This window comes from Marinomonas sp. TW1 (genome assembly GCF_001625355.1).
In the GTDB taxonomy this organism is placed as follows: domain Bacteria; phylum Pseudomonadota; class Gammaproteobacteria; order Pseudomonadales; family Marinomonadaceae; genus Marinomonas.
In genome coordinates, this window is sequence record NZ_JSEE01000005.1 from 210,719 (window position 1) to 233,076 (window position 22,358).

General features: G+C 45.3%; 22 protein-coding genes. 6 read left to right on the forward strand and 16 right to left on the reverse strand.

The window, feature by feature from the left end:
* Positions 1-5: 5 nt before the first annotated feature.
* The 4 genes from pstA to OA79_RS06345 all read left to right on the forward strand — a co-directional run bounded on the left by pstA (position 6) and on the right by OA79_RS06345 (position 3,901).
* Complete coding sequence (gene pstA, locus OA79_RS06330; protein WP_063332375.1) at positions 6-1,706, forward strand: phosphate ABC transporter permease PstA; 1,701 nt, start codon at positions 6-8, stop codon at positions 1,704-1,706.
* Positions 1,707-1,726: 20 nt separating this feature from the next.
* Positions 1,727-2,557, forward strand: a complete 831-nt coding sequence (gene pstB / locus OA79_RS06335) for a phosphate ABC transporter ATP-binding protein PstB (protein WP_063332376.1) — start codon at positions 1,727-1,729, stop codon at positions 2,555-2,557.
* Positions 2,558-2,571: 14 nt separating this feature from the next.
* On the forward strand, positions 2,572-3,285 hold the full coding sequence (gene phoU / locus OA79_RS06340; protein WP_063332377.1) for a phosphate signaling complex protein PhoU: 714 nt from the start codon (positions 2,572-2,574) through the stop codon (positions 3,283-3,285).
* 115 nt (positions 3,286-3,400) lie between these two features.
* A complete protein-coding gene (locus OA79_RS06345) occupies positions 3,401-3,901 on the forward strand; it encodes a GAF domain-containing protein (protein WP_063332378.1) in 501 nt (166 codons plus the stop codon).
* A gap of 56 nt (positions 3,902-3,957) precedes the next feature.
* On the opposite strand, the gene OA79_RS06350 is transcribed toward OA79_RS06345, so the two are convergent.
* From OA79_RS06350 to OA79_RS06385, 8 genes are all read right to left on the reverse strand, one after another.
* A complete protein-coding gene (locus OA79_RS06350) occupies positions 3,958-4,299 on the reverse strand; it encodes an Hpt domain-containing protein (RefSeq protein ID WP_063332379.1) in 342 nt (113 codons plus the stop codon).
* The gene (locus tag OA79_RS06355) at positions 4,296-6,104 is read right to left on the reverse strand and encodes a sensor histidine kinase (protein ID WP_063332380.1); all 1,809 of its coding nucleotides are present in this window, start codon (positions 6,102-6,104) and stop codon (positions 4,296-4,298) included. The genes OA79_RS06350 and OA79_RS06355 overlap by 4 nt, the downstream gene beginning before the upstream one ends.
* A gap of 11 nt (positions 6,105-6,115) precedes the next feature.
* Positions 6,116-6,625, reverse strand: coding sequence for a hypothetical protein (locus tag OA79_RS06360; protein ID WP_063332381.1), 510 nt, complete (start codon positions 6,623-6,625; stop codon positions 6,116-6,118).
* Between the two features lie 159 nt (positions 6,626-6,784).
* Positions 6,785-7,798: a murein tripeptide/oligopeptide ABC transporter ATP binding protein OppF gene (oppF, locus tag OA79_RS06365; RefSeq protein ID WP_063332382.1), complete on the reverse strand. Its 1,014-nt coding sequence runs from the start codon at positions 7,796-7,798 to the stop codon at positions 6,785-6,787.
* Complete coding sequence (oppD, locus tag OA79_RS06370; protein ID WP_063332383.1) at positions 7,795-8,769, reverse strand: oligopeptide ABC transporter ATP-binding protein OppD; 975 nt, start codon at positions 8,767-8,769, stop codon at positions 7,795-7,797. Before oppD ends, oppF begins: the two co-directional genes overlap by 4 nt.
* Before the next feature lie 9 nt (positions 8,770-8,778).
* Positions 8,779-9,705: an oligopeptide ABC transporter permease OppC gene (gene oppC / locus OA79_RS06375; RefSeq protein WP_063332384.1), complete on the reverse strand. Its 927-nt coding sequence runs from the start codon at positions 9,703-9,705 to the stop codon at positions 8,779-8,781.
* Positions 9,706-9,717: 12 nt separating this feature from the next.
* Positions 9,718-10,638 (reverse strand): oligopeptide ABC transporter permease OppB, encoded by a 921-nt coding sequence (gene oppB, locus OA79_RS06380; protein WP_063332385.1) that lies wholly within the window; start codon positions 10,636-10,638, stop codon positions 9,718-9,720.
* Between the two features lie 132 nt (positions 10,639-10,770).
* The gene (locus OA79_RS06385; protein ID WP_063332386.1) at positions 10,771-12,387 is read right to left on the reverse strand and encodes a peptide ABC transporter substrate-binding protein; all 1,617 of its coding nucleotides are present in this window, start codon (positions 12,385-12,387) and stop codon (positions 10,771-10,773) included.
* A 224-nt stretch (positions 12,388-12,611) separates the two neighbouring features.
* On the opposite strand from OA79_RS06385, the gene cysZ reads away from it, so the two are divergent.
* Positions 12,612-13,391 (forward strand): sulfate transporter CysZ, encoded by a 780-nt coding sequence (cysZ, locus tag OA79_RS06390; RefSeq protein WP_063332387.1) that lies wholly within the window; start codon positions 12,612-12,614, stop codon positions 13,389-13,391.
* Complete coding sequence (locus tag OA79_RS06395; RefSeq protein ID WP_063332388.1) at positions 13,391-14,242, forward strand: response regulator; 852 nt, start codon at positions 13,391-13,393, stop codon at positions 14,240-14,242. Before cysZ ends, OA79_RS06395 begins: the two co-directional genes overlap by 1 nt.
* A gap of 62 nt (positions 14,243-14,304) precedes the next feature.
* Here the strand turns inward: OA79_RS06395 and phoR are convergent, their stop codons facing one another.
* The 8 genes from phoR to OA79_RS06435 all read right to left on the reverse strand — a co-directional run bounded on the left by phoR (position 14,305) and on the right by OA79_RS06435 (position 22,279).
* Positions 14,305-15,630: a phosphate regulon sensor histidine kinase PhoR gene (phoR, locus tag OA79_RS06400; RefSeq protein WP_063332389.1), complete on the reverse strand. Its 1,326-nt coding sequence runs from the start codon at positions 15,628-15,630 to the stop codon at positions 14,305-14,307.
* Positions 15,627-16,322 carry a phosphate regulon transcriptional regulator PhoB gene (gene phoB, locus OA79_RS06405; protein ID WP_063332390.1) on the reverse strand — a complete coding sequence of 232 codons (696 nt, stop codon included), beginning with the start codon at positions 16,320-16,322 and terminating at the stop codon, positions 15,627-15,629. The genes phoR and phoB overlap by 4 nt, the downstream gene beginning before the upstream one ends.
* Positions 16,323-16,407: 85 nt before the next feature.
* Entirely contained in the window at positions 16,408-17,262 is an 855-nt protein-coding gene (gene ubiA / locus OA79_RS06410) for a 4-hydroxybenzoate octaprenyltransferase (RefSeq protein WP_063332391.1), read from the reverse strand.
* Positions 17,259-17,819, reverse strand: a complete 561-nt coding sequence (locus OA79_RS06415) for a chorismate--pyruvate lyase family protein (protein ID WP_063332392.1) — start codon at positions 17,817-17,819, stop codon at positions 17,259-17,261. The genes ubiA and OA79_RS06415 overlap by 4 nt, the downstream gene beginning before the upstream one ends.
* Before the next feature lie 6 nt (positions 17,820-17,825).
* Positions 17,826-19,094, reverse strand: a complete 1,269-nt coding sequence (locus OA79_RS06420; protein ID WP_063332393.1) for an HDOD domain-containing protein — start codon at positions 19,092-19,094, stop codon at positions 17,826-17,828.
* Positions 19,095-19,190: 96 nt separating this feature from the next.
* Positions 19,191-19,970, reverse strand: a complete 780-nt coding sequence (locus OA79_RS06425; protein ID WP_063332394.1) for an amino acid ABC transporter ATP-binding protein — start codon at positions 19,968-19,970, stop codon at positions 19,191-19,193.
* Between the two features lie 22 nt (positions 19,971-19,992).
* On the reverse strand, positions 19,993-21,093 hold the full coding sequence (locus tag OA79_RS06430; RefSeq protein ID WP_063332395.1) for an amino acid ABC transporter permease: 1,101 nt from the start codon (positions 21,091-21,093) through the stop codon (positions 19,993-19,995).
* Positions 21,094-21,103: 10 nt separating this feature from the next.
* Positions 21,104-22,279 carry an amino acid ABC transporter permease gene (locus tag OA79_RS06435; RefSeq protein ID WP_063332396.1) on the reverse strand — a complete coding sequence of 392 codons (1,176 nt, stop codon included), beginning with the start codon at positions 22,277-22,279 and terminating at the stop codon, positions 21,104-21,106.
* Positions 22,280-22,358 lie beyond the last annotated feature (79 nt).

The following is a 22,358-nucleotide window of genomic DNA, read 5'->3' on the forward strand; positions in this document are numbered from 1 at the left end:
CTGATATGAAAATGAAGAAAAAGTCCGTATCTGAATGGGTTAAATCCGGTGATCCTTGGGTTTGGCTGAATGCGGGTGCGGTGGCCATTTCCGTTATTATGGTTATTGGCTTGTTATTATTGATCGCGGTGCGTGGTCTTGGTCACTTTTGGCCAGCCGATGTGGTGGAAGCGCATTACGAGTTGCCGGGCAACCAAGCTTACAACATAGTCGCAGAACGTGTTGAAAGTGTTGAAGTACCTGCTGCTCAGTTGCGTGAGGCGGGCATTGATATTCCCGATCATCATAAACTTATGCAGCGTACCCTGATGAAAACAGGTAACCGTGACATTTACGGTTCTGATTTTCGCTGGGTGATCGATGAGTACCTAACGGATGTGAAGCGTCCGGAAATGTTGTTTACGGCTGAGCGTCATGAATGGGGCAACTTGTATGGCTATTTGCAGTCAGTGAAACAAGATGGTCAAGTCGTGTCTGAAACCAATGATACGACACCAACGGAGTCTGCATTAGCCACTTGGGCAGCGTTTGAAAGCAGCATTGATCGCGCGACAGATATTTTCGATGAAATTCATGAAATCGAAAAAGGCGACATAGGTAAGATTAACTACGGTCTTGAGCGCATTCGTTTAGAACAGCGTCGTTTGGAACTGAATGGTGAGCTTACACCTGCTGCTGTGGCGGATCTGGCTGTCGAACGCAGTCAATATGACGAAGAATACAAGCTGCTGCAACAGAGCTTGATTGACCTGTACGCGAAAATCAATCGCGACACCTTTGTCGTCCAAGCAATGGACGGAACCGTTCATGAGCTTCCGGTTGCAAAAATCGTTCGAGCTTACCGTGCCAATGCCATGAACTTTGGTCAGAAGATGGCGTTTTACTTTGCTAAGTTAGGTGAGTTCCTATCGGCGGAGCCACGTGAAGCTAATACGGAAGGTGGGGTTTTTCCTGCGATCTTCGGTACAGTAATGATGGTCTTGTTGATGACAGTATTGGTGACACCATTTGGTGTTGTCGCGGCGGTTTACTTGCGTGAATATGCGAAACAAGGTGTATTAACACGTATTATTCGAATCGCGGTAAACAACTTAGCTGGTGTTCCATCGATTGTATATGGTGTGTTTGGTCTGGGCTTCTTTATCTACTTTCTAGGATCTGGTATTGACCAAGCCTTTTTCCCAGAAGCCTTGCCTTCGCCAACCTTTGGTACCGGTGGTTTGATGTGGGCATCCATCACTTTGGCCTTGCTGACTGTACCTGTGGTGATCGTGGCGACGGAAGAAGGTCTATCACGTATCCCTCGTAATGTGCGTGAAGGTAGCTTGGCTTTAGGTGCGACCAAAGCCGAAACCTTATGGCGAGTTATTTTGCCGATGGCCAGCCCAGCGATTATGACTGGGGTTATCTTGGCGGTGGCTCGTGCTGCGGGTGAAGTGGCACCATTGATGTTGGTGGGTGTGGTGAAATTAGCACCGTCATTGCCTTTAGATGGCAATTACCCATACATCCATTTAGATCAGAAATTTATGCACCTTGGTTTCCACATTTATGATGTTGGTTTCCAAAGTCCGAATGTAGAAGCGGCACGTCCATTAGTGTACGCAACAGCCCTATTGTTGGTCGTGGTGATTGCACTGTTGAACTTAGCAGCAGTGACCATTCGTAACCACCTACGTGAAAAATACAAATCGCTGGAAATGTAAGCGGCGGAGAAGAGATTATTATGAGCGACGTAAAAACACACTCAATTGACATTTCAGCGATGCAACGCAGCCAACAGGCTTTGCGTATTGAAGATGAATCTGTTTGCCTTTCGGTGAATGATTTACACCTTTTCTATGGTGAAAAGGAAGCCTTGAAAGGGATCGATATGATCATCCCTGAAAAGAAGGTGACCGCTTTTATCGGACCTTCAGGTTGTGGTAAATCCACCTTGTTGCGTTGTTTCAACCGCATGAATGATCTAGTGGACAGCTGCCGTATTACGGGTGAGATTAATCTACACGATCAAAACATTTATGCGAAAGGCACGGACGTTGCGGAACTGCGCCGTCGTGTTGGTATGGTATTCCAAAAGCCAAACCCATTCCCTAAAAGTATTTATGAGAATGTGGCCTACGGCCTTCGTATCCAAGGCATCAATAAAAAGCGTATTTTGGATGAAACGGTCGAGTGGGCATTGCGCTCAGCGGCATTGTGGGACGAAGTAAAAGACCGTTTGCATGAAAGTGCATTGGGTATGTCTGGTGGTCAGCAGCAACGTTTGGTCATTGCCCGTACTGTTGCGGTGAAACCAGAAGTACTCTTGTTGGATGAGCCCGCGTCAGCGTTGGACCCTATTTCGACCTTGAAAATCGAAGAGTTAATACACGAATTGAAAAACGACTTCACCATCGCCATCGTAACCCACAACATGCAACAAGCGGCGCGTGTATCGGATTACACGGCATTTATGTATTTGGGTGATTTGATTGAGTTTGGTGATACTAATACGCTGTTTACTAACCCAGGTAAGCAACAAACGGAAGATTACATCACAGGACGCTACGGCTAGGTGGAGGATTTATCATGCAAGAATTAACAACAGATCATATTTCTCAGCAGTTTAATAATGAGCTTGAACAGCTTCGCCAGCACTTTTTAACCATGGGTGGTGTGGTAGAAAATCAGGTACAAGACGCGATTCAAGCGCTATTGGATGCCAATGGTTCGTTGGCGGAAGACGTTAAAGATAAAGATGCGACGGTGAATCAGTTAGACGGTTTGATTGATGAGGAGTGCACACGCATTCTGGCCAAGCGTCAACCAGCCGCATCGGACTTACGTATGATCTTATCGATCAGTAAGGCCGTTAGCGAACTAGAGCGTATGGGTGACGAAGCGAAAAAAATTGCCAACTTGACCCTCAATTTGATCAATGAAGGTGAGTCGCCACGAGGTTATGTGGAGATTAATCGTATTGGTCAAATGGTGTCTCGAATGATTCACGATGCACTAGATGCGTATGCTCGTCTTGATATCGATACCGCCATTAAAGTGGCGAAACAAGACCGTGCGGTTGACCAAGAATACAATACAGCATTGCGTTCTTTGGTGACTTACATGATGGAAGATCCGCGCAGTATTTCACGTGTGATTAATGTGATTTGGGTGCTTCGTTCTCTTGAGCGTATTGGCGATCATGCCCGTCATACCTGTCAGCATTTGATTTTCATGGTGAAAGGGGTGGATGTTCGTCACGTGCATGTGAATGACTTAGCGGGTGAAGTCAAAGACGCATAAGCCTTTCAAACTCTGGTCTTCTGTTATGGAGACCAGAGTTTATCTCCTCTATAGCATTTAGCTCTGTCGCGTCATTTGCTACCATCGGTTTTTCTTTTTGATTGGTTAGGCGCAGATGTTTACCCCAGATACTTCTTCCTCTGAATCCTCAGAACATTATTATCAAAGTCTAAATGAGCAGTTAGCCGCTTTATTGGCAGGTGAGACCGACCTTATCTGCAATGCCGCTCAGTTTTCGGCGTTTATCATGCAAACTCTCGATGATTTGAATTGGGCCGGCTTTTATTTTGCGCGTAATAATGAATTGGTGCTTGGCCCCTATGTAGGCAAAGTCGCTTGTACACGTATTCCTTTTGGCCGAGGTGTGTGTGGCAAAGCGGCGATGACGGCGACCACTCAATGCATTGCGAATGTGCATGAGTTTGAAGGTCACATTGCCTGTGATGCGGCGTCAGCGTCTGAACTGGTTGTGCCGATCTTCGTCGGTGAGACTTTGTTGGGTGTGTTTGATATTGATAGCCCTAGTGTGGCGCGTTTTTCTGAGGTTGATCAGACTGGCATTCAAGTTTTACTGGCGACTTTCTTACAGGCCACCACCGTTCAGTGGTCCATTTAGTTTTTAGCAAAGACAGCGGTTAGTGAAATGACGGTTAGTGAATGTTGTTGTCGATGCTATTTGAGCATAGAAAAGTAGCCGGAAAGCGCCATTAGAGTCTCTTTGTGAACATCTGACACACTCTTAATGGTTGTTTGGATCGGCGTTTCGTCTCCTTTTCCTGCGGACTTTTCAATGATCTCGCATTGTTGGGCAAATTGTTTGGCCGCCATATTTAGACTGGCCGATTTTAGGGAGTGACTGACCTGCTTTAATGTCTCGAAATCTCGCTCTTCCCATGCTCTCAGTAATTGCTCTAATTTAAGGGTACTGTCTTGAACGTATTCAAGACGAATTTGATTAACGGTATTTTTTCCCAGTAATTCTGTCAGGGAGTCTAAATAGGCCTTGTCTATCATTTGCTATCCTTATGTTTTGGTTGATCTAAAAATAAAGCCTCAATCAGTGGTAATAACTTCCGTTGAGTTATAGGGAAGGAGAGGGATTTAGAATCTAAATAGGTGTCTCTTAAGTCTGGTGAATGATAGCTCCATAGGGTAGTACCTGTTTTCACACAGTCTAATAGACGCTGCTCTAAATGATTGTCGAACCCCGGAAATTGTCCCAAGAGAATCAGGTCATATTGATCTAATGAACGGTGTCCATCATCTTCTTGGGCTAGGCTTACCTTAATATTAAAGCTGGTTAGCTGTAGCTCAATGACTTTGGCCAAGTTCATGTCTTGTTCAAGAATCAGTGCCGTTTTTTGTGGTTGAGTGATTGCCTGTCTATCCGCAGGAGGGTCTTGTTCCGCCGGCACATAAAATGGCAAATCGACCCAGAATTCACAACCTTCATTCTCGACACAGGAAAAATGCATTTCGCCCTTCATTAAATAAATGAGCTGGTGGCATAAGGCCAAGTCTAAGCCGACGGTATTGACGCCCGGGCTGTCTTTTTGTTTTGGTAGATTGGGATTAACGCGCAGGCTTTGCTGCAGGTTATGAGGCATTCCTAAGCCAGTGTCTCGTATAGCCAATTGCATTACACGCGTTTCATGGGTGCCATCTGGCAAAAGGACCGTTGGCGCGTCCAAGGCCGAAGGGCGCAACTGAATGCTAATACTGCCAGCGGGACAATGAGTAATCGCATTTTGTAATAAGGCTAAGACAATTTCTTTGAAGCGCCCAAAATCCAAATGTACAGAGTTAGGTAAGGCTGGATCGATGTATAAAGCACAGGCTAAATTTTTGCGGGACATTTGCGCTTCTGTTAACTCAACAAAGGTTTCCATTTGTGTCTTTAAATCATCGGTTGACGATTGGAGACTGAGTTTTTGTGCCTCTAAGAGGGATAGGTCAGAAAGCATTTCGATGGTATGCAGTAATTGCTGCCCAGACTCTTCAATGTGTTTGGTTAAGGCTTCAGGAACACCGTGAGATGATTGCTTAAGCGTTTTTGCTGTCCCCAAGATTGCGTTGATAGGGGGGCGAACTTGTTGATTAATAAAACCCAATAAATCCGCTTTGTCACTGCGAGAGTTTTGCATGTCGGCTTTGAGTTTTTTGTTACGTTCGTGAGCAAACCTTAATTGAGAAAAACTCTTAGCGATGAAAAAACATAAGCAAAGTAAGCAGAGTAACAAAGCGATGGATAACAGCTGAATATAATGAAGCTTAGCCTGTAGGATCTGGTGCTGATGATTGATAAAGGCATTACTGCCACTGTTCACCAAACCAACAAACTCATTCAATTGAGGGTCCAGTTTTTGTATGCGATCAATGAAGCTGGGTAAGTAGCTTAAGTCCCCTTCCTCTAGCTTGCTGATATGAAAGCTAAGCAGCTCCAGTTCGCCGTTCATGATGTTTAATAAGCGCGTTGTTCTACCGCCTTCAAACTCTCTAACCAAGGAGCCAACCTCTCCATCTCTTAGTAAGTCAATACGGCTCATGAGCAAATCGTATTCGAAATAAGCTTGGCCATTGAGCGGTAGGTCTGGTGCTTTTAACAACACCAGATAATTAAGCAGGCGATAGGTCTGTACTTGTAATTGTAGGGCATTCCAAAGGGCACTTTCGAATACTCGGCGGCTGTTTTGTTTGGCGCTGTCGCTGGTGTAAGTAATGATGCCGAACAGTGCGATGGTGATGACGATGATTAGCACAATAAAACCATACATCATCCATTGTTTGAATCGCGATAACCAGTTATGTCCTTTTAACATTGGCCGCTTCCTTACTCAGCCAATGGGGCGATTTTGATGTGTCGGATTTGCCAAATGGAGCGGCCGTAATAGACCTCTGATTTTAAATCTAGATTTTGGTCAAATGGGTAAATGACCATGATGGGGCCAAGGTTACGCACACTCATTGGCACCCCGTCACGATGGGTGGCGAAGATTGCACCGTTAACTTGAAAGTCCTCAACAGGCACTTTGGTCATGTATTTATTAAGGGCTGTAACCTCAAGCATGGTGCCTTTTGCTTTAAGTAACTGCAGCAAGTCAGCGGCTGAAAAGCCCTGATAAGAATGGACGCCTTTTGTCCAAGGGTTTTTCGTGGTGATAGAGTATTGTGGCAAGGCCGCTAACATGGGGAGATCGAAATTGGCGGCTTGCTTTGCGTTGGTGTTTTCGAAATCGCCCTCGACCGTTAGGATGACTTTTTGATTCGGTTGCTCTAGGGCGAAGATGGGGAAAGACGTTAGGCCAACGAAAATCAGAAGTGTGGAGATGACTGAGTTCATATTTGGCCTCTTACGAACAAATGAAAAGTGACATCAAATGAAAATTATTGACACAATGATCAACTTATCAAGAATGCCGTTTAAAAGCCAGTTCGAGTCACGTCTTTTAAGGATTGAGGAGCGTGGTTACCTTCCATGGTAACCAATTTTGAACGGCTTTTAAGCGAATTCCAACAGTCTAGAACAGGCCGCTTGATGCGAACGGTCATCGGCAATGACGCTAAGCGGTGGTTTGTGTTCTGCACAGTGTTCATTCGCATGAGGGCAACGAGTTCGGAACACACAGCCTGACGGCGGACTGATCGGGGAGGGCAAATCTCCTGCTAGAAGTTGAATGCTTTTATGACGTTCTATTTTCGGGTCTGGGACGGGCACAGCAGACAATAGCGCCTTGGTGTATGGGTGCTGAGGGTTATCGTATAACGACGTTTTGTCCGCTAACTCAACGGCATTGCCAAGGTACATCACCAAGACTCGATCTGAAATGTGTTTTACCACACTCAAATCATGGGCAATAAACACCAGCGACAGCCCCATCTCTTTTTGCAGTTCTTTTAATAGGTTAACCACCTGCGCTTGAATGGACACATCCAGTGCCGAAACTGGTTCGTCGCAAACCACTAACTTAGGTTTCAAAATGAGTGCTCGAGCAATGCCAATACGCTGACATTGGCCACCCGAAAATTCATGGGGATAACGATTAATAACGTTTGGTAGCAAGCCAACACGGGCCATCATTTCACGTACTTGTTCCTTTACTTGCTGTTTGCTCAGATGAGGTTGAAAGGTATGCAAAGGTTCGGCAATGATATCCCCAACCGTCATGCGTGGATCCAGTGAGGCCAATGGATCTTGAAAGATCATTTGCAACTCTTGGCGTTTATCACGCATTTGCTTTTTATCCAGTTCCGTTAGGTCTTGGCCACACCACACCACATGGCCTTGTGTAATTGGCACAAGGCGTAATAAGGCTCTTGCTAGAGTGGATTTACCACAGCCCGACTCGCCGACGACGCCAAGGGTTTCCCCTTCAAAAATGGACAGGTTGACGCCATCTACGGCTTTTAGCGCTTTGGCTTTGCTCCAAGGCCACGCGTTATCCGATTTAATCGCAAAATGAACTTTTAAATCGCTGACTTCCATTAAGGGGTTTTTGCTGGTTTGTACGTTCATGATGCCACTCCCCAATCGGCTGATTTATGACAAGCCCTTAATTTTCCAACTTGATACTCTTCCAGCGTCGGCGCTTCTTTCACACAACGTTCTTCTGCAAATTCACAGCGAGAATGGAACGGGCAACCAGAAGGTAGGTTCAGTAGGTTGGGTGGGTTACCAGGAATGGTCGTCAGTATGTCGCCTTCACTGTCCAATCGTGGAATGGCTTGTAATAAACCTCTGGTATAAGGGTGAGTCGGTTGATAGAAGACATCTTCCGTTGAGCCATACTCCATTGTCTGACCTGCGTACATGACTAACACCTTGTCACACAGTCCTGCGACCACGCCTAGATCATGAGTGATCATGACAATGGCGGTGTTGAAGTCCTTTTTCAACTCGTTTAACAGGGTTAAAATCTGCGCTTGAACTGTCACATCCAATGCTGTTGTGGGTTCATCGGCAATCAGGAGTTTTGGTTGACAGAGTAGTGCCATGGCAATCATGACCCGCTGGCGCATGCCCCCTGAGAATTCATGAGGGTACATGTGCATACGTTTGCGAGCTTCGGGCATTTTTACCGCATCGAGCATTTGCACAGAGGCCTCAAAGGCTTCTGCCTTGGACATTCCCTTGTGCAGCATCAAGACTTCCATAAGCTGCTTGCCGACTTTCATATAAGGATTGAGGGAGGTCATCGGATCTTGGAAAATCATGGCGATTTCTTTTGATCGAATACGGTTCATTTGTTGATCGCTGAGGGACAAAATATTTTGTCCCTCAAAGCGCGCTTGTCCTTCAATGACCCCATTTTTGGCCAGTAGTCCCATTAAAGCAAAGGCGGTTTGGCTTTTACCGGAGCCCGACTCGCCAACAATGCCCAAGGTTTCTCCTTGTGCCAAAGTAAAGTTTAAATTATTGACCGCAGTGACAAAGCCATCGGGGGTTTTAAAGTTTACTTGTAACTGATCGACTTCTAATAGATTCATATCGCCTCCTTAGCGGTCTTTTGGATCAAGCGCGTCTCGTAAGCCGTCGCCGAGGAAGTTAAAGCAAAACAACGTCACGACAAGAAACGCCAATGGCCAAGCCAGCTGCCAAACGGCAATCTCCATATTTTGAGCACCTTCTGAGATCAGTGCGCCCCAACTGGTCATGGGTTCTTGTACCCCCAAGCCAAGGAAGCTGATGAAGGACTCAAGCAGAATCATATTCGGCACCAGCAAGGTGGCGTAAACCACGACAATGCCCAGTACATTCGGCACTATGTGTCGCAAAATGATTTTTGGTGTCGATACGCCGCAGGCATAAGCCGCTTCAATGTATTCTTTGTTTTTCAGACTTAGGGTTTGCCCGCGAACAATCCTCGCCATGTCGAGCCATGAAATCGCACCGATGGCAACGAAGATGAGGAAAATGTGTCGACCAAACAGGGTCATCAAAATGATGACGAAAAACATAAAGGGAAAGGAGTTAAGGATTTCTAAGAAGCGCATCATGACACTATCAACTCGACCGCCGATGTAACCTGAAGCGGCACCATAAAGTGTACCAATGACAATGGCCACCGCACTGCCCATGATGCCGACCAGTAAGGAGATTTGTCCACCTTGTAAGGTTCGCACAAAAATGTCTCGGCCTAAGGTGTCTGTACCAAAGTAATGACCATTTTCAATGTTTGGACGTCCAAGGACGGAGATATCGGATAGGGCTTCCCAGTCAATATCATCGTAATTCCATTGACTGAATAACGGGCCAAGTAATGAGACGACAGTAATCAGTGTTAATAAGATCAAGCTGATGACGGCCGCATGATTAGAAAAAAAGCGTCGGCGCGCGTCTTGCCATAAACTTCGGCCTTCCACTTCCGTGACTTGTTCAGCGAACTGTTCAATGGCCTGGATTTTATCTTGTGTAGTGATCATATTCGGGTGGCCTTAGTAACGAATTTTAGGGTCAATAACAGCGTATAAAATATCAACAACCGCGTTGAACAATATGGTCAATGTTCCCACCAAAATGGTGACGCCCATGACCATGGAATAGTCGCGATTAAGAGCACCATTAATGAAATGTTGACCGATGCCGCCGGTCCCAAAGTACACATCCACAATCACCGAGCCGGTGACAATACCGACGAACGCTGGGCCCAGATAAGAGATAACTGGCAGCATGGTAGGGCGTAGGGCGTGCTGAAAAATGATGCGATGCTTTGGCAAGCCTTTAGCGTGTGCTGTACGAATGAAATTTGAATGCATGGTCTCAATCATGCTGCCACGCGTAATACGGGCGATCTGTGCGATATAACTAGTCGACATGGCGATCACTGGCATGATCAAGTAAGGCCAAGCCCCTCCATTCCAGCCACCAGGTGGCAACCAGTGGTTATAAATGGAGAAAAATAGGATACAAAGTGGAGCCAAAACAAAATTAGGCAACACAATACCAAGGTTGGCAAACGCCATGACGGAATAATCTACCCACGAATTTTGCCTTAAGGCGGCGATAATGCCGCACCCCACGCCAAGTATCAGAGCAACAAGAAATGACCAGATGCCTATTTCAGCGGAGACGGGAAAGCTTTGTGCGATCAATTCGTTAATGGTGAAATCTTTGTATCGAAAAGAGGGGCCCAAATCCCCTTGTAATAAACCGCCTAAATAATAAAAGTACTGATTGATAACAGGCTCGTCCAAATGGTACTTAGCATTGATGTTCGCTAACACCTCAGCAGGAAGAGCGCGCTCGCTGGAAAAAGGGCTGCCTGGAGCAGCGTGCATCAGAAAGAAGGATATCGTGATCAATACCAACAAGGTGGGAATCGCTTCTAAAATGCGCTTTGAGATAAATGTAAACATAGTTATTACCGGATTATTAGACTCGTCAATAGACGGCTAATATTTGCAACCTATAGAGGGTTCAAAAGATACCCAACGACGTTAGCCGTTGGGTATGGTTTTCAACAGACGCTTGTTTATGAAACGAGAGTCTTAGTGCTTGATGATGTACATATCTCGAACGTACACGTTATCTTCTGGGTTAGGCATGTAGCCGCCTAAATAGCTTTTCACTAGGCGCTTCTCGGTATATTGATAAATGGGGGCTACTGCCATGTCTTGCTCAATCGCAATTGCTTCTGCCTTGTTATAATTTTCGGCAGGGTTTTGCATGGTTCGAGCCTCGTGTAGCAGCTTATCGTAGTTGGCGTTACTGTATTTGCCGTCGTTATTACCGTGAGTGGTCGTTAGCAGGTCAAGCATGGTGGACGCTTCGTTGTAATCCCCAATCCAACCGGCACGAGCAACGTCAAATTGTTGATGCTTTTTGGTTTCCAAGTATGTCTTCCATTCTTGGTTTTCCAATGTCACTTGCACCCCTAAGGTTTTTTTCCACATGGAAGCAATCGCAATGGCGATCTTCTTATGGTTTTCGTTGGTGTTGTACAGTAGCTTGAAGGACAGCGGGTTGCTCTTATCGAAGCCGGCTTCTTCTAGTAAGGCTTGTGCTTTTTGATTACGCTGCTTCTGAGTCCAAGTCGCGTAATCTGGTGTCTCAGGGTTAAAATCATTGACGACTTCTGGGGTGAATGAATACGCCGGGATTTCACCAACCCCTGTTACGTATTTGGTAATGACATTGCGATCAATGGCATAAGACAACGCTTTACGGACGCGAACGTCGTTGTAAGGTGCTTTGGTGGTATTAAATTGGTAGTAATAGGTGCCCAATTTAGGCGTGACCACGACCTCGTCAGGTATTTCTCGTAGAAGTTGCTTGTAATGATCGTTGGGTAATTCGTAGCTTAAATCCATCTGACCCGCTTGGAAACGTTTTAGCTCCGCATTAGGGGATTCAATTGGCAAATACGTGACTTTGTTGATGACGGTTTTCGCGTCGTTCCAATAGTGTTGGTTACGAGTAAAGACCATCTTCTCGTTGACAATCCACTCATCCATTTTATAGGCACCGTTTGAGACCATGTGTTCAGGTTTCGTCCAATCATCACCCCATTTCTCAACCACTTTTTTCGGAACAGGAAACATGTTTTGGTGTGAGGTCATCTTCACAAAGTAAGGAACTGGGCGCTCGAGAGTGACTTGGAATGTATGGTCGTCGAGAGCTTTGACACCCAAGGTGGATGGATCCGCTTCACCAGCAATGATTTTGGAGGCGTTAACAATGGATGGAATTTCCATGAACCAGGCATAAGGTGACGCCGTAGCAGGATCAACAGAACGAGTGAAGGCAAACACAAAATCTTCTGCGGTAACTGGCTCGCCATTAGACCATTTGGCGTCTTTACGGAGGTGGAACGTGTATTGAGTATTGTCGGCGTTTACATCGTAACTTGTCGCGACACCAGGAATTTGATTGCCGTCGCCGTCTTGATTATACAAACCTTCAAACAGGTCTTTTGAACGAATAGAGCCTGGTGTGCCTTCAATTTTTTGAGGATCAAGGGTGGCAGGCTCTGAGCCACCACCACGAACCAATTCTTGTTTGTCGGCTAAGACAACACCCGCAGGTACGTCCGCAGCTTGCACTTGCAGTGCGCTAATAGAAGCGGCCAGTACGGCACTGGCGATGAGTGTTTTTGAGATAGTCATATCGTTCCCTTTGTTAGTTAGCTGTTAGGTGTGCTTTGTTATTTTGAGGCGTGTGAATTGCACGATTCAGATTCGCCCTTAAGCTTCCATAGTTCATCAATTAACAAAAGGTCACAATCGAAATTCCGTATTGCCTTATACGTCTAGTAAATGTGGAGACGCGGAGGACCTCGTGATATTCTCAAACGGGTTTGATAAGAAAGATTGATAGGGTTGAATTTATTTTGATTACACAACCATTTAAAGCGGCTGGGGCTTTTTTGAAGGCCTTACCGTTAATTGCGTCCAAAGAATTAAGACTGTTTATTTTAGCGCCACTACTGGCAAACTTTTTGTTGATTGCGCTGATCTACATGGTGGCGTTTAGTTATTTTCAAGACATATTAAATTGGGCGATGGGCTTTTTACCGGATTGGCTGTCGTTTATCAGCTGGCTCCTAGATCTGATTTTTGGGGCGGTCATTGCTGTCTTGTTGTTTTACAGTTTTTCGATTGGGGTCAATATATTGGCGGCTCCGTTTATGGCGTTTTTAGCGGAAAAAGTCGAACAGAAGACCACGGGTAAAGTGTTTGATGAACGTCTGACTGCCAGTGTGATTTTGGCGGTGATTGGCCGTAGCTTGCAACGAGAAATGCAGAAGGTTCTGTATTTTGTTCCGCGTTTTTTACTGCTGTTGGTGTTGTCTTTTATCCCATTAGTCAATGTCATTGCGCCAATTCTGTTGTTATTGTTTTCTGCTTGGATGCTTGCTCTGCAATATATGGACTATGCTTTTGATAATAATAAGGTGTCGTTTTACGAGATGCGAATGGCCCTTAGAACTCAGCCACTATTATGTTGGACGTTTGGTGGCATAGTGATGGTGTCTTTGACCATTCCACTGTTTAATTTGTTTGTGATGCCAATAGCTGTAGTGGCAGCGACTTTATTATGGGTATCCATCTTTAGGGTAGAGAATGGAGATTTCTCTGCGTTGTTAAACTCTCATAATGGAATGAAATAATGTCGCTTAAAATATTGGTCGTGGACGACGCTTCGTTCACACGAGATTTGATTCGCCGAACCTTACGTAAGCAGTTTCCAGCCGTGGAGATTGAAGACGCTGTAAATGGTCGTAAAGCTCAGCAATTAATGAATAAAACCCAATTTGACATGGTGCTATGTGATTGGGAAATGCCTGAGATGACGGGCGTTGAATTGTTGAAATGGTGCCGTGAGCAACCTAAGTACCAAAAAGACGATGTGCCTTTTGTGATGATTACCAGTCGTGGTGACAAAGATCATGTGGTGGAGGCTGTGCAAGCTGGCGTCACCGATTATTTAGGTAAGCCCTTTTCTGGAGAGCAGCTGGTTAACAAGGTGTTGGGTGCCGCGAAAAAGCACAAGCTGGCGGGTAAATTGACGGCTCAAAAACCTAGAGCGGCGAGTGGTTCGCCACAAGGCATTGCGACGGCTTCCATTGATGTGTTGATGGGGGGTGGAAATGGTGCCGCTAAAGCTGCGAAAACGCCTAAGATTGTGAATCCCAGCGATGCAGAAGTCAGTATTAAGGATGTGAAAATTCCAACCTTAGTTCGCTTTGAAAACAAACAGTTTCGTTGCATGGTGATTCAATTCAGTAAGCAAGAAGCGTCTATGCTGATTAAGAGTGATGACGTGGTGCCTCAAGTATTAGGGCAGGCGGTACTGGATTTAGAGCATAAATCCACCATTAATCGCCTGAATTACTACGTGCAATCTGTGGCGACCACAGAAAAGAAACATGATTCAACCTTCTTAACCGTTGGTTTGCGTTTGATCGATCAAGACGCGGAAAAAGAAGCCTTCATCAAGAGCTTGTTTGACGCGTTATAAGTCTCTGTTTTGAAGGCGTTCAATTTTAAGCTGAAGACGCGACATATGGCTGCCGCGCCTTTTTATTCTGTTAGGGTGCTGGTGGTTTGGGTGACGACATCTTTACGCACACGACTGGCCGGGAAGTGGCAAGAGAAGGTACTGCCAGTGCCTGGTAGACTGCGAATCTGTAGCTTGGCTTCATGATGCAAAAGAACGTGTTTAACAATGGCAAGCCCTAAGCCTGTGCCGCCAGTTTTTGATCCACGCCCCTTATCCACTCGGAAAAAGCGTTCCGTGAGCCGCGGGATGTGTCGAGGATCAATGCCTAACCCTTGGTCTTTTACGGAAAAAATGCCATTCAATTCACTGGATTCCCACTTAATGTTGATTTCACCACCGTCAGGTGAATATTTGACGGCGTTCACAATTAAGTTGGAAAAAGCACTGTACAGCTCTTTATAAGAGCCATAAATTCTCGCGTCTTCAGATATCTGAGTCACTAATTTGTGTTGATCTGTCATGATGGCGGTGGTAGTTTTCAGAATGGCTTCTACGATGTCAGACACACGAAACCATTGATTTTCTTCGCGTTTATCATCGCTCTCAAGACGAGATAGCAATAATAAATCTTCAATCAGTTGTTCCATCCGGACAGACTGCTCAGCCATGTTTACTATGCCTTTTTGCATGCTTTTTGGCAGGCTGTCTTTAAACATGTCTAAGGTCTCAACATAGCCTTTGATCACGGTTAGAGGAGTCTTTAGCTCATGGGAGGCATTGGCGACAAAGTCTTTTCGCATCTGCTCTAATAGGTGTAAACGAGTCACATCACGAACGAAAATAAGGTGATCATTTTTATCGTATAAGGTGGTTTGAACCTCTAAATAGACACCGTCTTTTGCCGGAGACTTGATGACGAGCGGCTCACCAAAGCGCTTTTGCGTAAAATAGCGGAAGAACTCTGGACTACGAACGATGTTGGTGATCACTTGCCCACGATCAACCGGTCGCATTAAGCCTAAGAAGTGCCCTGCTGAGTTGTTCCACCATTCGAGGTTACCTTGGTTATCCGCCATAATCACGCCTTCTTTGAGCGCGCTGGTAGAGCTTTCAATCCGAGTTAAGGCTTGTCGCATACGACGCTTGGATTTTCGTTGTTTCTTTTGCAGGCGATATACCGCGTCAAACACTTCTCCCCAGATACCATTCGACTCTGGTGGAGCTGCGCGCCCTGAATGACGTAGCCAGTTGTGGAATTGATAAAGTTGGTATAACTGCCAGTACAAGGTCCCTAAGGTATACAGCAGTAGAACCCCCAAAAAATGACCAAGAATGTAGCCAATTACCGCACAGGCGATAAAGCCTGCTAACCAAGAAAGAATGGTGTTCCGCCAAATGGTTTTCATACAGACCTTTTTGCTGAGAAACGGTAGCCTGTGCCTCGCACGGTTTGAATCAAGAAGTCATGACTGTCACCAATGGCTTTGCGCAGACGACGAATGTGCACATCAACTGTACGCTCTTCGACGTATACGTTACCTCCCCAAACTTGATCCAATAGCTGTGCTCTTGAATACGCTCGTTCTTGGTGAGTCATTAAAAATTTGAGTAAACGGTACTCAGTTGGTCCCATCTCCAGTGGACGAGCGCCAATAGTGACACGCTGACTAATCGGGTCTAGGGTCAGGCCTTCTACTTCGATTGGTTCATCAATGCCCTGTGGTGTCGCTCGGCGTAATACGGCTTTGAGACGCGCCACTAATTCACGTGGTGAAAAAGGTTTGGTGATGTAATCATCCGCCCCGACTTCTAAACCTTGAATTTTATTGTCTTCTTCACTTTTAGCCGTCAGCATGATGACTGGAATTTCGGCCGTGGTACTGTCTTTTTTGATGCGGCGAGTTAACTCAATACCGCTTCCGCCTGGCATCATCCAGTCGACCAAAATCAAATCTGGTCGATGGTCCACGATAATTTCGTGAGCTTGCTGAATATTTTCGGCTTCCATGTATTCATAGCCTGCCATCTCTAAAGCAATGGCAATCATCTCGCGAATAGAAGATTCATCATCAATAATTAAAACTTTTTTACCGGTCACAGGATCTACCCTCATCTCAGGAACGGTTTTTATTAAAGCGAGCAATTATGACAATTTAGTTAAACTGTCATAACTTTGCCACATATTAAGCAAAATAGCTGATAACTAAACCGATAAAGACACAGCATCCAATGCGATTGTTTTCTAGGAAAGAGCGAAAACAAGCTTGCCTGTTTCTGTCACTTGCTTGTTGATATTGCTTGTAAAACAACCAGATGCAAGTCAACAATGCGAGAAAATAAGGCCAGCCCAGTGTGGCGAAGAAGCCGATCCATGTCAAAAGGGATAAGGTTAAAGCTTGTAAACACACAATGACCAACAAATCATACTGACCAAACAGTATTGCTGTGGATTTGACGCCAATTCTCAAATCGTCTGGTCGATCGGTCATCGCATAATAAGTGTCGTAAGCAATGGTCCAGAAACAATTCGCGAGAAACAGCATCCATAGAATAGGGTCGCTTAAGCTGCCCCCTTGGGCGCTGTAAGCCATAGGAATGGCCCAAGAAAAGGCTAAACCGAGAAAAAGCTGAGGCAGATGGGTATAACGCTTCATAAATGGGTACAGAGCGGCTAACCCAAGACCGACAAAGGACAGTAATATGGTTTGTAGGTTGGTCAATAACACCAAACAAAAACTGAGTAAGGATAAACCGACAAACAGAGTTAGGGCTTCTTTTTCGGATACTCGCCCTGAGGGAAGTGGCCGGTTCTTCGTTCGATCAACATGCCCATCTACCTTTCGATCCGCATAATCATTGATCACACAACCAGCGGATCGCATGCTAAACACCCCTAGAATGAAAATCACCAGTAGCGACCAGTCTGGTCGACCCTCGGCCGCTAACCAAAGTGCCCACAGGGTAGGCCACATTAAGAGTAATGAACCAATCGGGCGATTAAAACGGGTAAGCTCGGCATAATCTTTTAGCTTGTTCATGGCAATCCAAAGGGTGATTTGAAATGAGAGATTGTGTCAAAGATGGCTTCATTTACCAAGATGCCAACACCATATTGATGGAACACAGAGCGTCTTGCCCACACACTATGAGGTTGATCAGGGAACATTGCCGCAGGTAATTCCGTAATTTCAATTGGGCTACGGGTTAGGGTACGATGCTGGAAAAGATAGCCACCTAATGGTTTATCGTTTAAATGAGGTACCTGACGCCAGTGACCCAGTAATGAGCGAGCAGGAATAATAGAGCGGGCATAGATCACGGTTTGACCATCCAGTTTTAACAGGACAGTGCGGACGCGGACCGCTTCTCTTGGCTTCAATTTGAGCTTACGTCTTTCTCGCAGACTGGCCGCGCCCCACTTGTCTTCAATGACGTCGACACTGAGTTTACCAATGCGCTGTAATTTACTGGTTAATGATTTATCCGTGGTCAGCCAAGGCCATAAATAGTTGGGTATTTTGGTTTTATTAACACAGTGAGCAGGTTGCCAACGGTAGTCAAATTGCTTGGTGGCAAGTGAATTAAGGCGAGTCATACAATGTTAGGCATTCATTTTATCGATAAGAGAAACCATTTTATGCAGCTCATGAGAAGACTGGTATACCTCTTCTCGACACGCTTCTGCCTGATCAATGTCTAAGCCCACTTCGACCAGCACAGACGGATCGATATCCAAGCCATTGCGCAGTTGGTGAGAAACATAGAGAAGTTTGGCTAACGTCGCGTGCTCTCCATAATAGTGAGGCTTTTTACTGTAACGAATGGCTGTCCAGATGTTGTCTGGCAAACTCCAATAACGTAATAGCCAAGAGCCTAGCTGTTCCTTGGTAAAGTGCAGAATTTGCATTTCGACCAATTCGCTGGGTAAGTGAGCATTGGCTTCATAATATCGAGATAAGATCGAAAAATGCGGCGGTAAAATGCTACTGATGGCCAAATACCCGAAGTTTTGCAAAAGACCCGAAAGATAAGCGTGGCCAAGTTTAGGGCGTATTTCATTGGGCATGGCTTTTACTAAGGTTTCCATTAGTACGGCATTGGACACCGAATCCAACCAAAAATTTTCATAATGTCTTGGGCCATTATCGGGCGTGTGGAAGGCATTGCCCATCGATAAGCCCAGCGCCAGATTCATCACCATATCAAACCCCAGCACCCGAATGATGGCATCTTCGACTGACTCAATTGTCCCTGGGGCACCATAGTAAGGGGACGACGCCCAACTGATGACTTGTGCTGCTAAGCTTGGGTCCAGCGCGATGACTTCACACAATTCATCCGTGCCAGCGGTTTGGTCTGCGGACAAGCGGATAATACGGTGAGAAGAAGCCGGTAGTGGTGGAATCTCTAAGGTTTCTTCGAGGCGTTGTTTAAGACGAATCGACTGAAAACGGCCAAGCGCTTCTAGTATCTGCTCTTCATCATTCTCATGATTGTCTGCCGGACGTTTGATCTTATTGATATCGAGTGAAATGTCTTCAAAGCGATTCAAAGGGCCGCTAAACATGGTTTTCAATTCATCCGAGCTGAGTTCATGATACGGGCCGTCGGACTTTAATCGTATCAGTACTTTTGGCTCGGCTAATAAGCTGGATTCAATAATGCTCGACACACTGTTGGGTTTGATGAGTGGGTCGCCCTCACTGTTGAAGTTAGTGATGGGTTCAAAACGTCGTTTAGTGATGCGAGAAACCGCGGCAATGTCTAACATATGTTGTTCAGGAAAAATCACCTGTAAACGGCCTGTATGGTCTGCTAGATGAACTACTCGCAGTCGCTTGCTTGGCTGTTGGTCGGCTGATATTTCCATATATTTTCTCTGTTAGAACAAGGATTAATTAAACTAAAAAAGCCCCTATGATAGGGGCTTTTGCAAATATAACAGATTTTAAAGGCAAATATCGAATCAGTGATTCAAAATTTGGCTTAAGAAGTTTTGCGTGCGGTCATGCTGTGGATTATCGAAGAACTCGTGAGGCCCATTGGCTTCCACGATTTCGCCTGCGTCCATGAAGACCACTCGGTCAGCAACGGTTTTTGCGAAGCCCATTTCATGAGTCACACAAACCATGGTCATGCCTTCTTCTGCTAATTGAACCATAACGTCCAATACTTCTTTGATCATTTCTGGGTCAAGTGCCGAAGTCGGTTCATCAAACAGCATGATGCGTGGCTGCATACACAAACCACGAGCAATCGCCACACGCTGTTGTTGCCCACCAGAAAGTTGGCCTGGGTACTTCAAGGCTTGGTTTGCGATTTTGACGCGTTCCAAGTAGTGCATCGCCATTTCTTCGGCTTGTTTCTTTGGCATTTTACGAACCCAGATTGGTGCTAAGGTCAGGTTCTCTAAAATGGTCAAATGTGGGAACAAGTTGAAGTGCTGGAACACCATACCCACGTCTTTGCGGATCGCTTCGATGTTTTTCAAGTTGTCGTTCATTTCAACGCCATCGACGAGAATCGTACCTTTCTGGTGCTCTTCTAGGCGGTTAATACAGCGTGTCATCGTAGACTTACCGGAACCGGAAGGTCCACAAACAACGATTCGTTCACCCTTCTTAATGCTAAAGTTGATGTTTTTAAGTACGTGGAAATCACCGTACCATTTATTGACATCATTAAACTCGATAATTGCTTCTTCGCCCAGCGCTAGTTGGGCACGAGCCATATTGGTATTTGTCATTATATAGACCTCAAATTCTTAACTAATTTCGCTTGTGCCCAGTTTCTAATTTACGCTCGATTCTCATACTGTAGCGAGACATGCCAAAACAGGCTGCCCAGTAAATAAAACCGGCAAAGGCATAGCCTTCAATGGTCATTCCGAGCCAGTTAGCATCATGAGTTGCGGCTTGAATACGACCAAGTAGATCAAACATCCCCACAATGTAAACCAGAGTGGTGTCTTTAAATAAACCAATGAATGTGTTTACGATCCCTGGAATGACTAATTTTAATGCCTGCGGCAAAATGACTAAGATCATCGACTGCCAGTAGGTTAATCCCATCGCATCAGCGGCTTCATATTGACCTTTCGGGATAGCTTGTAAGCCACCACGAATGACCTCGGCCATATAGGCTGCAGAGAACAAAGTAATACCGATCAGAACTCGTAATAACTTGTTGAAGTTCATACCTTCAGGTAAGAACAAAGGAATCATTACGGATGCCATGAACAAGATGGTGATCAGTGGTACCGCTCGAATCGTTTCAATGAAGACGATACAAACGGACTTTGCTATTGGCATTTTGGATTGACGACCAAGCGCCAACAAAACCCCAAGAGGGAAGGACGCCACAATACCGACAACCCCTAACAGCGTGGTCAAGAATAAGCCGCCCCATAAAGACGTCTCAACGACTTCTAGACCGAATACACCACCTGCAAATAGGAAGTAAGCAATAACAGGATAAACCACCAAAATCACAAGGGATAAGTAAAGCTTATTCACTGTTTTAACAGCGTATGTACCTAATAAAAGCACCAATAGAATCAAAGCCAGATTAATGCGCCATGTTTCTTCTGATGGATACAGTCCATACATAAACTGTTCAAAATAGACCCCTATGAATGCCCAGCAGGCGCCATCACCAGTACAGTCAGCTTTTGACGCACCAGTAAAAGTTGCTCCGACAAGGCCCCATTCAATCACGGGTGGGACCAGCAAATATAAAATATAAAAGCTAAATAGGGTTAAAAATATATTTAATGGGGACGACAATAAATTTTGACGAACCCAGGCCACCGCACCAACAGAATTCACTGGTGGTGGAAGGCTTGGTGATGGTTTGAATTCAATAGCCATGTTCTTCCTCCTAGCGCTCTATTAGTGACATTTTTTTGTTATACCAGTTCATAAACATTGAGATAGATAAGCTCAATGTACCGTAAACCAACATACACAGACCGATGTTTTCAATGGCCTGACCTGTTTGGTTCAGTGTTGTACCCATAACAACAGCAACCAATTCTGGGTAAGCGATAGCCGCACCCAATGATGAGTTTTTCGCTAAGTTTAGGAATTGACTGGTCAGGGGCGGAATAATGACTCGTAATGCTTGCGGTAAGACAATTAAACGCTGCGTTAGACTGTCTTTCAGACCCAAAGAGCGCGCAGCCTCTGTTTGCCCCCAGTTGACGGACAAGATACCTGCACGAACGATTTCCGCAATGAATGCGCCAGTATAAGTCGACAATGCCACTAATACCGCCACAAATTCTGGAGGCAGAACCATACCACCAGTGACGTTAAAACGACTTTTTTGTGGAAGGTCAAACTCGATAGGGAACCCAGAAACCACCAAAGCTAGAAAGGTAATGACTATGATAGTACCGAAAGACGCCCAGTAAGCTGGAAACCAAAGACCTGTTCTCGTTTGGCGCTTTTTGGCCCAAACAATCAAAGCAATGGAGGCGATGATGGACAGGATAAAACCTGCAATCACAATACCAAAACCATCTTGAGCAATTGGGTTAGGGGAATAGACGCCACGTTTGTTTAAGAAAAAATCACCAAAAATGATGCTGTTCTTAGGGATAGGTAAGGTTGCTAGAACCGCAAAATACCAGAAAAACATTTGTAGCAATAACGGAATATTACGCAATGTCTCAACGTAAACTGTGGCTAATCGTGCAACCAACCAGTTATTAGAAAGACGAGCTAAGCCCATCACAACACCAATAAAAGTGGCTAACGCGATCCCCAATAAAGAGATAACAACAGTATTAATCAGGGCAACAACAAACGCTCTTCCGTAGGTGTTGGCCTCAGTATACTCAATAAGGTGAATAAGGACGGGAAATCCAGCTGGTTGGTTTAAAAATTCAAAGCCAGTGGAAATACCTTGGTCTGCCAGGTTGGCTTGTAAGTTACTAAACAAGTAATAACCTACGAAAACTACCACGGCCAGGAGTAAAGCTTGAAAGATGAGGGCTCGGTTGCCTGCATCATTCAAAAAATTTTTTATACTTGAACTATTTTGATCGCTCATCTTGTTTCAGGCAGTTGAAATGCTCGTCAGATGTGTAAGGAAGGGGGGAGAAATCCAGCGACTCAGTGGAGTCGCTGGA

Coding starts and splice junctions, on each gene's coding strand:
- OA79_RS06395 (WP_063332388.1), top strand. CDS start 13,391: ATGTCGCTTAAAATATTGGTCGTGGACGACGCTTCGTTCACACGAGAT.
- pstA (WP_063332375.1), top strand. CDS start 6: ATGAAAATGAAGAAAAAGTCCGTATCTGAATGGGTTAAATCCGGTGAT.
- phoU (WP_063332377.1), top strand. CDS start 2,572: ATGCAAGAATTAACAACAGATCATATTTCTCAGCAGTTTAATAATGAG.
- OA79_RS06430 (WP_063332395.1), bottom strand. CDS start 21,093: ATGGCTATTGAATTCAAACCATCACCAAGCCTTCCACCACCAGTGAAT.
- OA79_RS06355 (WP_063332380.1), bottom strand. CDS start 6,104: ATGTTAAAAGGACATAACTGGTTATCGCGATTCAAACAATGGATGATG.
- OA79_RS06385 (WP_063332386.1), bottom strand. CDS start 12,387: ATGACTATCTCAAAAACACTCATCGCCAGTGCCGTACTGGCCGCTTCT.
- OA79_RS06350 (WP_063332379.1), bottom strand. CDS start 4,299: ATGATAGACAAGGCCTATTTAGACTCCCTGACAGAATTACTGGGAAAA.
- OA79_RS06345 (WP_063332378.1), top strand. CDS start 3,401: ATGTTTACCCCAGATACTTCTTCCTCTGAATCCTCAGAACATTATTAT.
- ubiA (WP_063332391.1), bottom strand. CDS start 17,262: ATGAACAAGCTAAAAGATTATGCCGAGCTTACCCGTTTTAATCGCCCG.
- OA79_RS06420 (WP_063332393.1), bottom strand. CDS start 19,094: ATGGAAATATCAGCCGACCAACAGCCAAGCAAGCGACTGCGAGTAGTT.
- oppB (WP_063332385.1), bottom strand. CDS start 10,638: ATGTTTACATTTATCTCAAAGCGCATTTTAGAAGCGATTCCCACCTTG.
- OA79_RS06415 (WP_063332392.1), bottom strand. CDS start 17,819: ATGACTCGCCTTAATTCACTTGCCACCAAGCAATTTGACTACCGTTGG.
- phoR (WP_063332389.1), bottom strand. CDS start 15,630: ATGAAAACCATTTGGCGGAACACCATTCTTTCTTGGTTAGCAGGCTTT.
- oppC (WP_063332384.1), bottom strand. CDS start 9,705: ATGATCACTACACAAGATAAAATCCAGGCCATTGAACAGTTCGCTGAA.
- oppD (WP_063332383.1), bottom strand. CDS start 8,769: ATGAATCTATTAGAAGTCGATCAGTTACAAGTAAACTTTAAAACCCCC.
- OA79_RS06425 (WP_063332394.1), bottom strand. CDS start 19,970: ATGACAAATACCAATATGGCTCGTGCCCAACTAGCGCTGGGCGAAGAA.
- oppF (WP_063332382.1), bottom strand. CDS start 7,798: ATGAACGTACAAACCAGCAAAAACCCCTTAATGGAAGTCAGCGATTTA.
- OA79_RS06360 (WP_063332381.1), bottom strand. CDS start 6,625: ATGAACTCAGTCATCTCCACACTTCTGATTTTCGTTGGCCTAACGTCT.
- OA79_RS06435 (WP_063332396.1), bottom strand. CDS start 22,279: ATGAGCGATCAAAATAGTTCAAGTATAAAAAATTTTTTGAATGATGCA.
- pstB (WP_063332376.1), top strand. CDS start 1,727: ATGAGCGACGTAAAAACACACTCAATTGACATTTCAGCGATGCAACGC.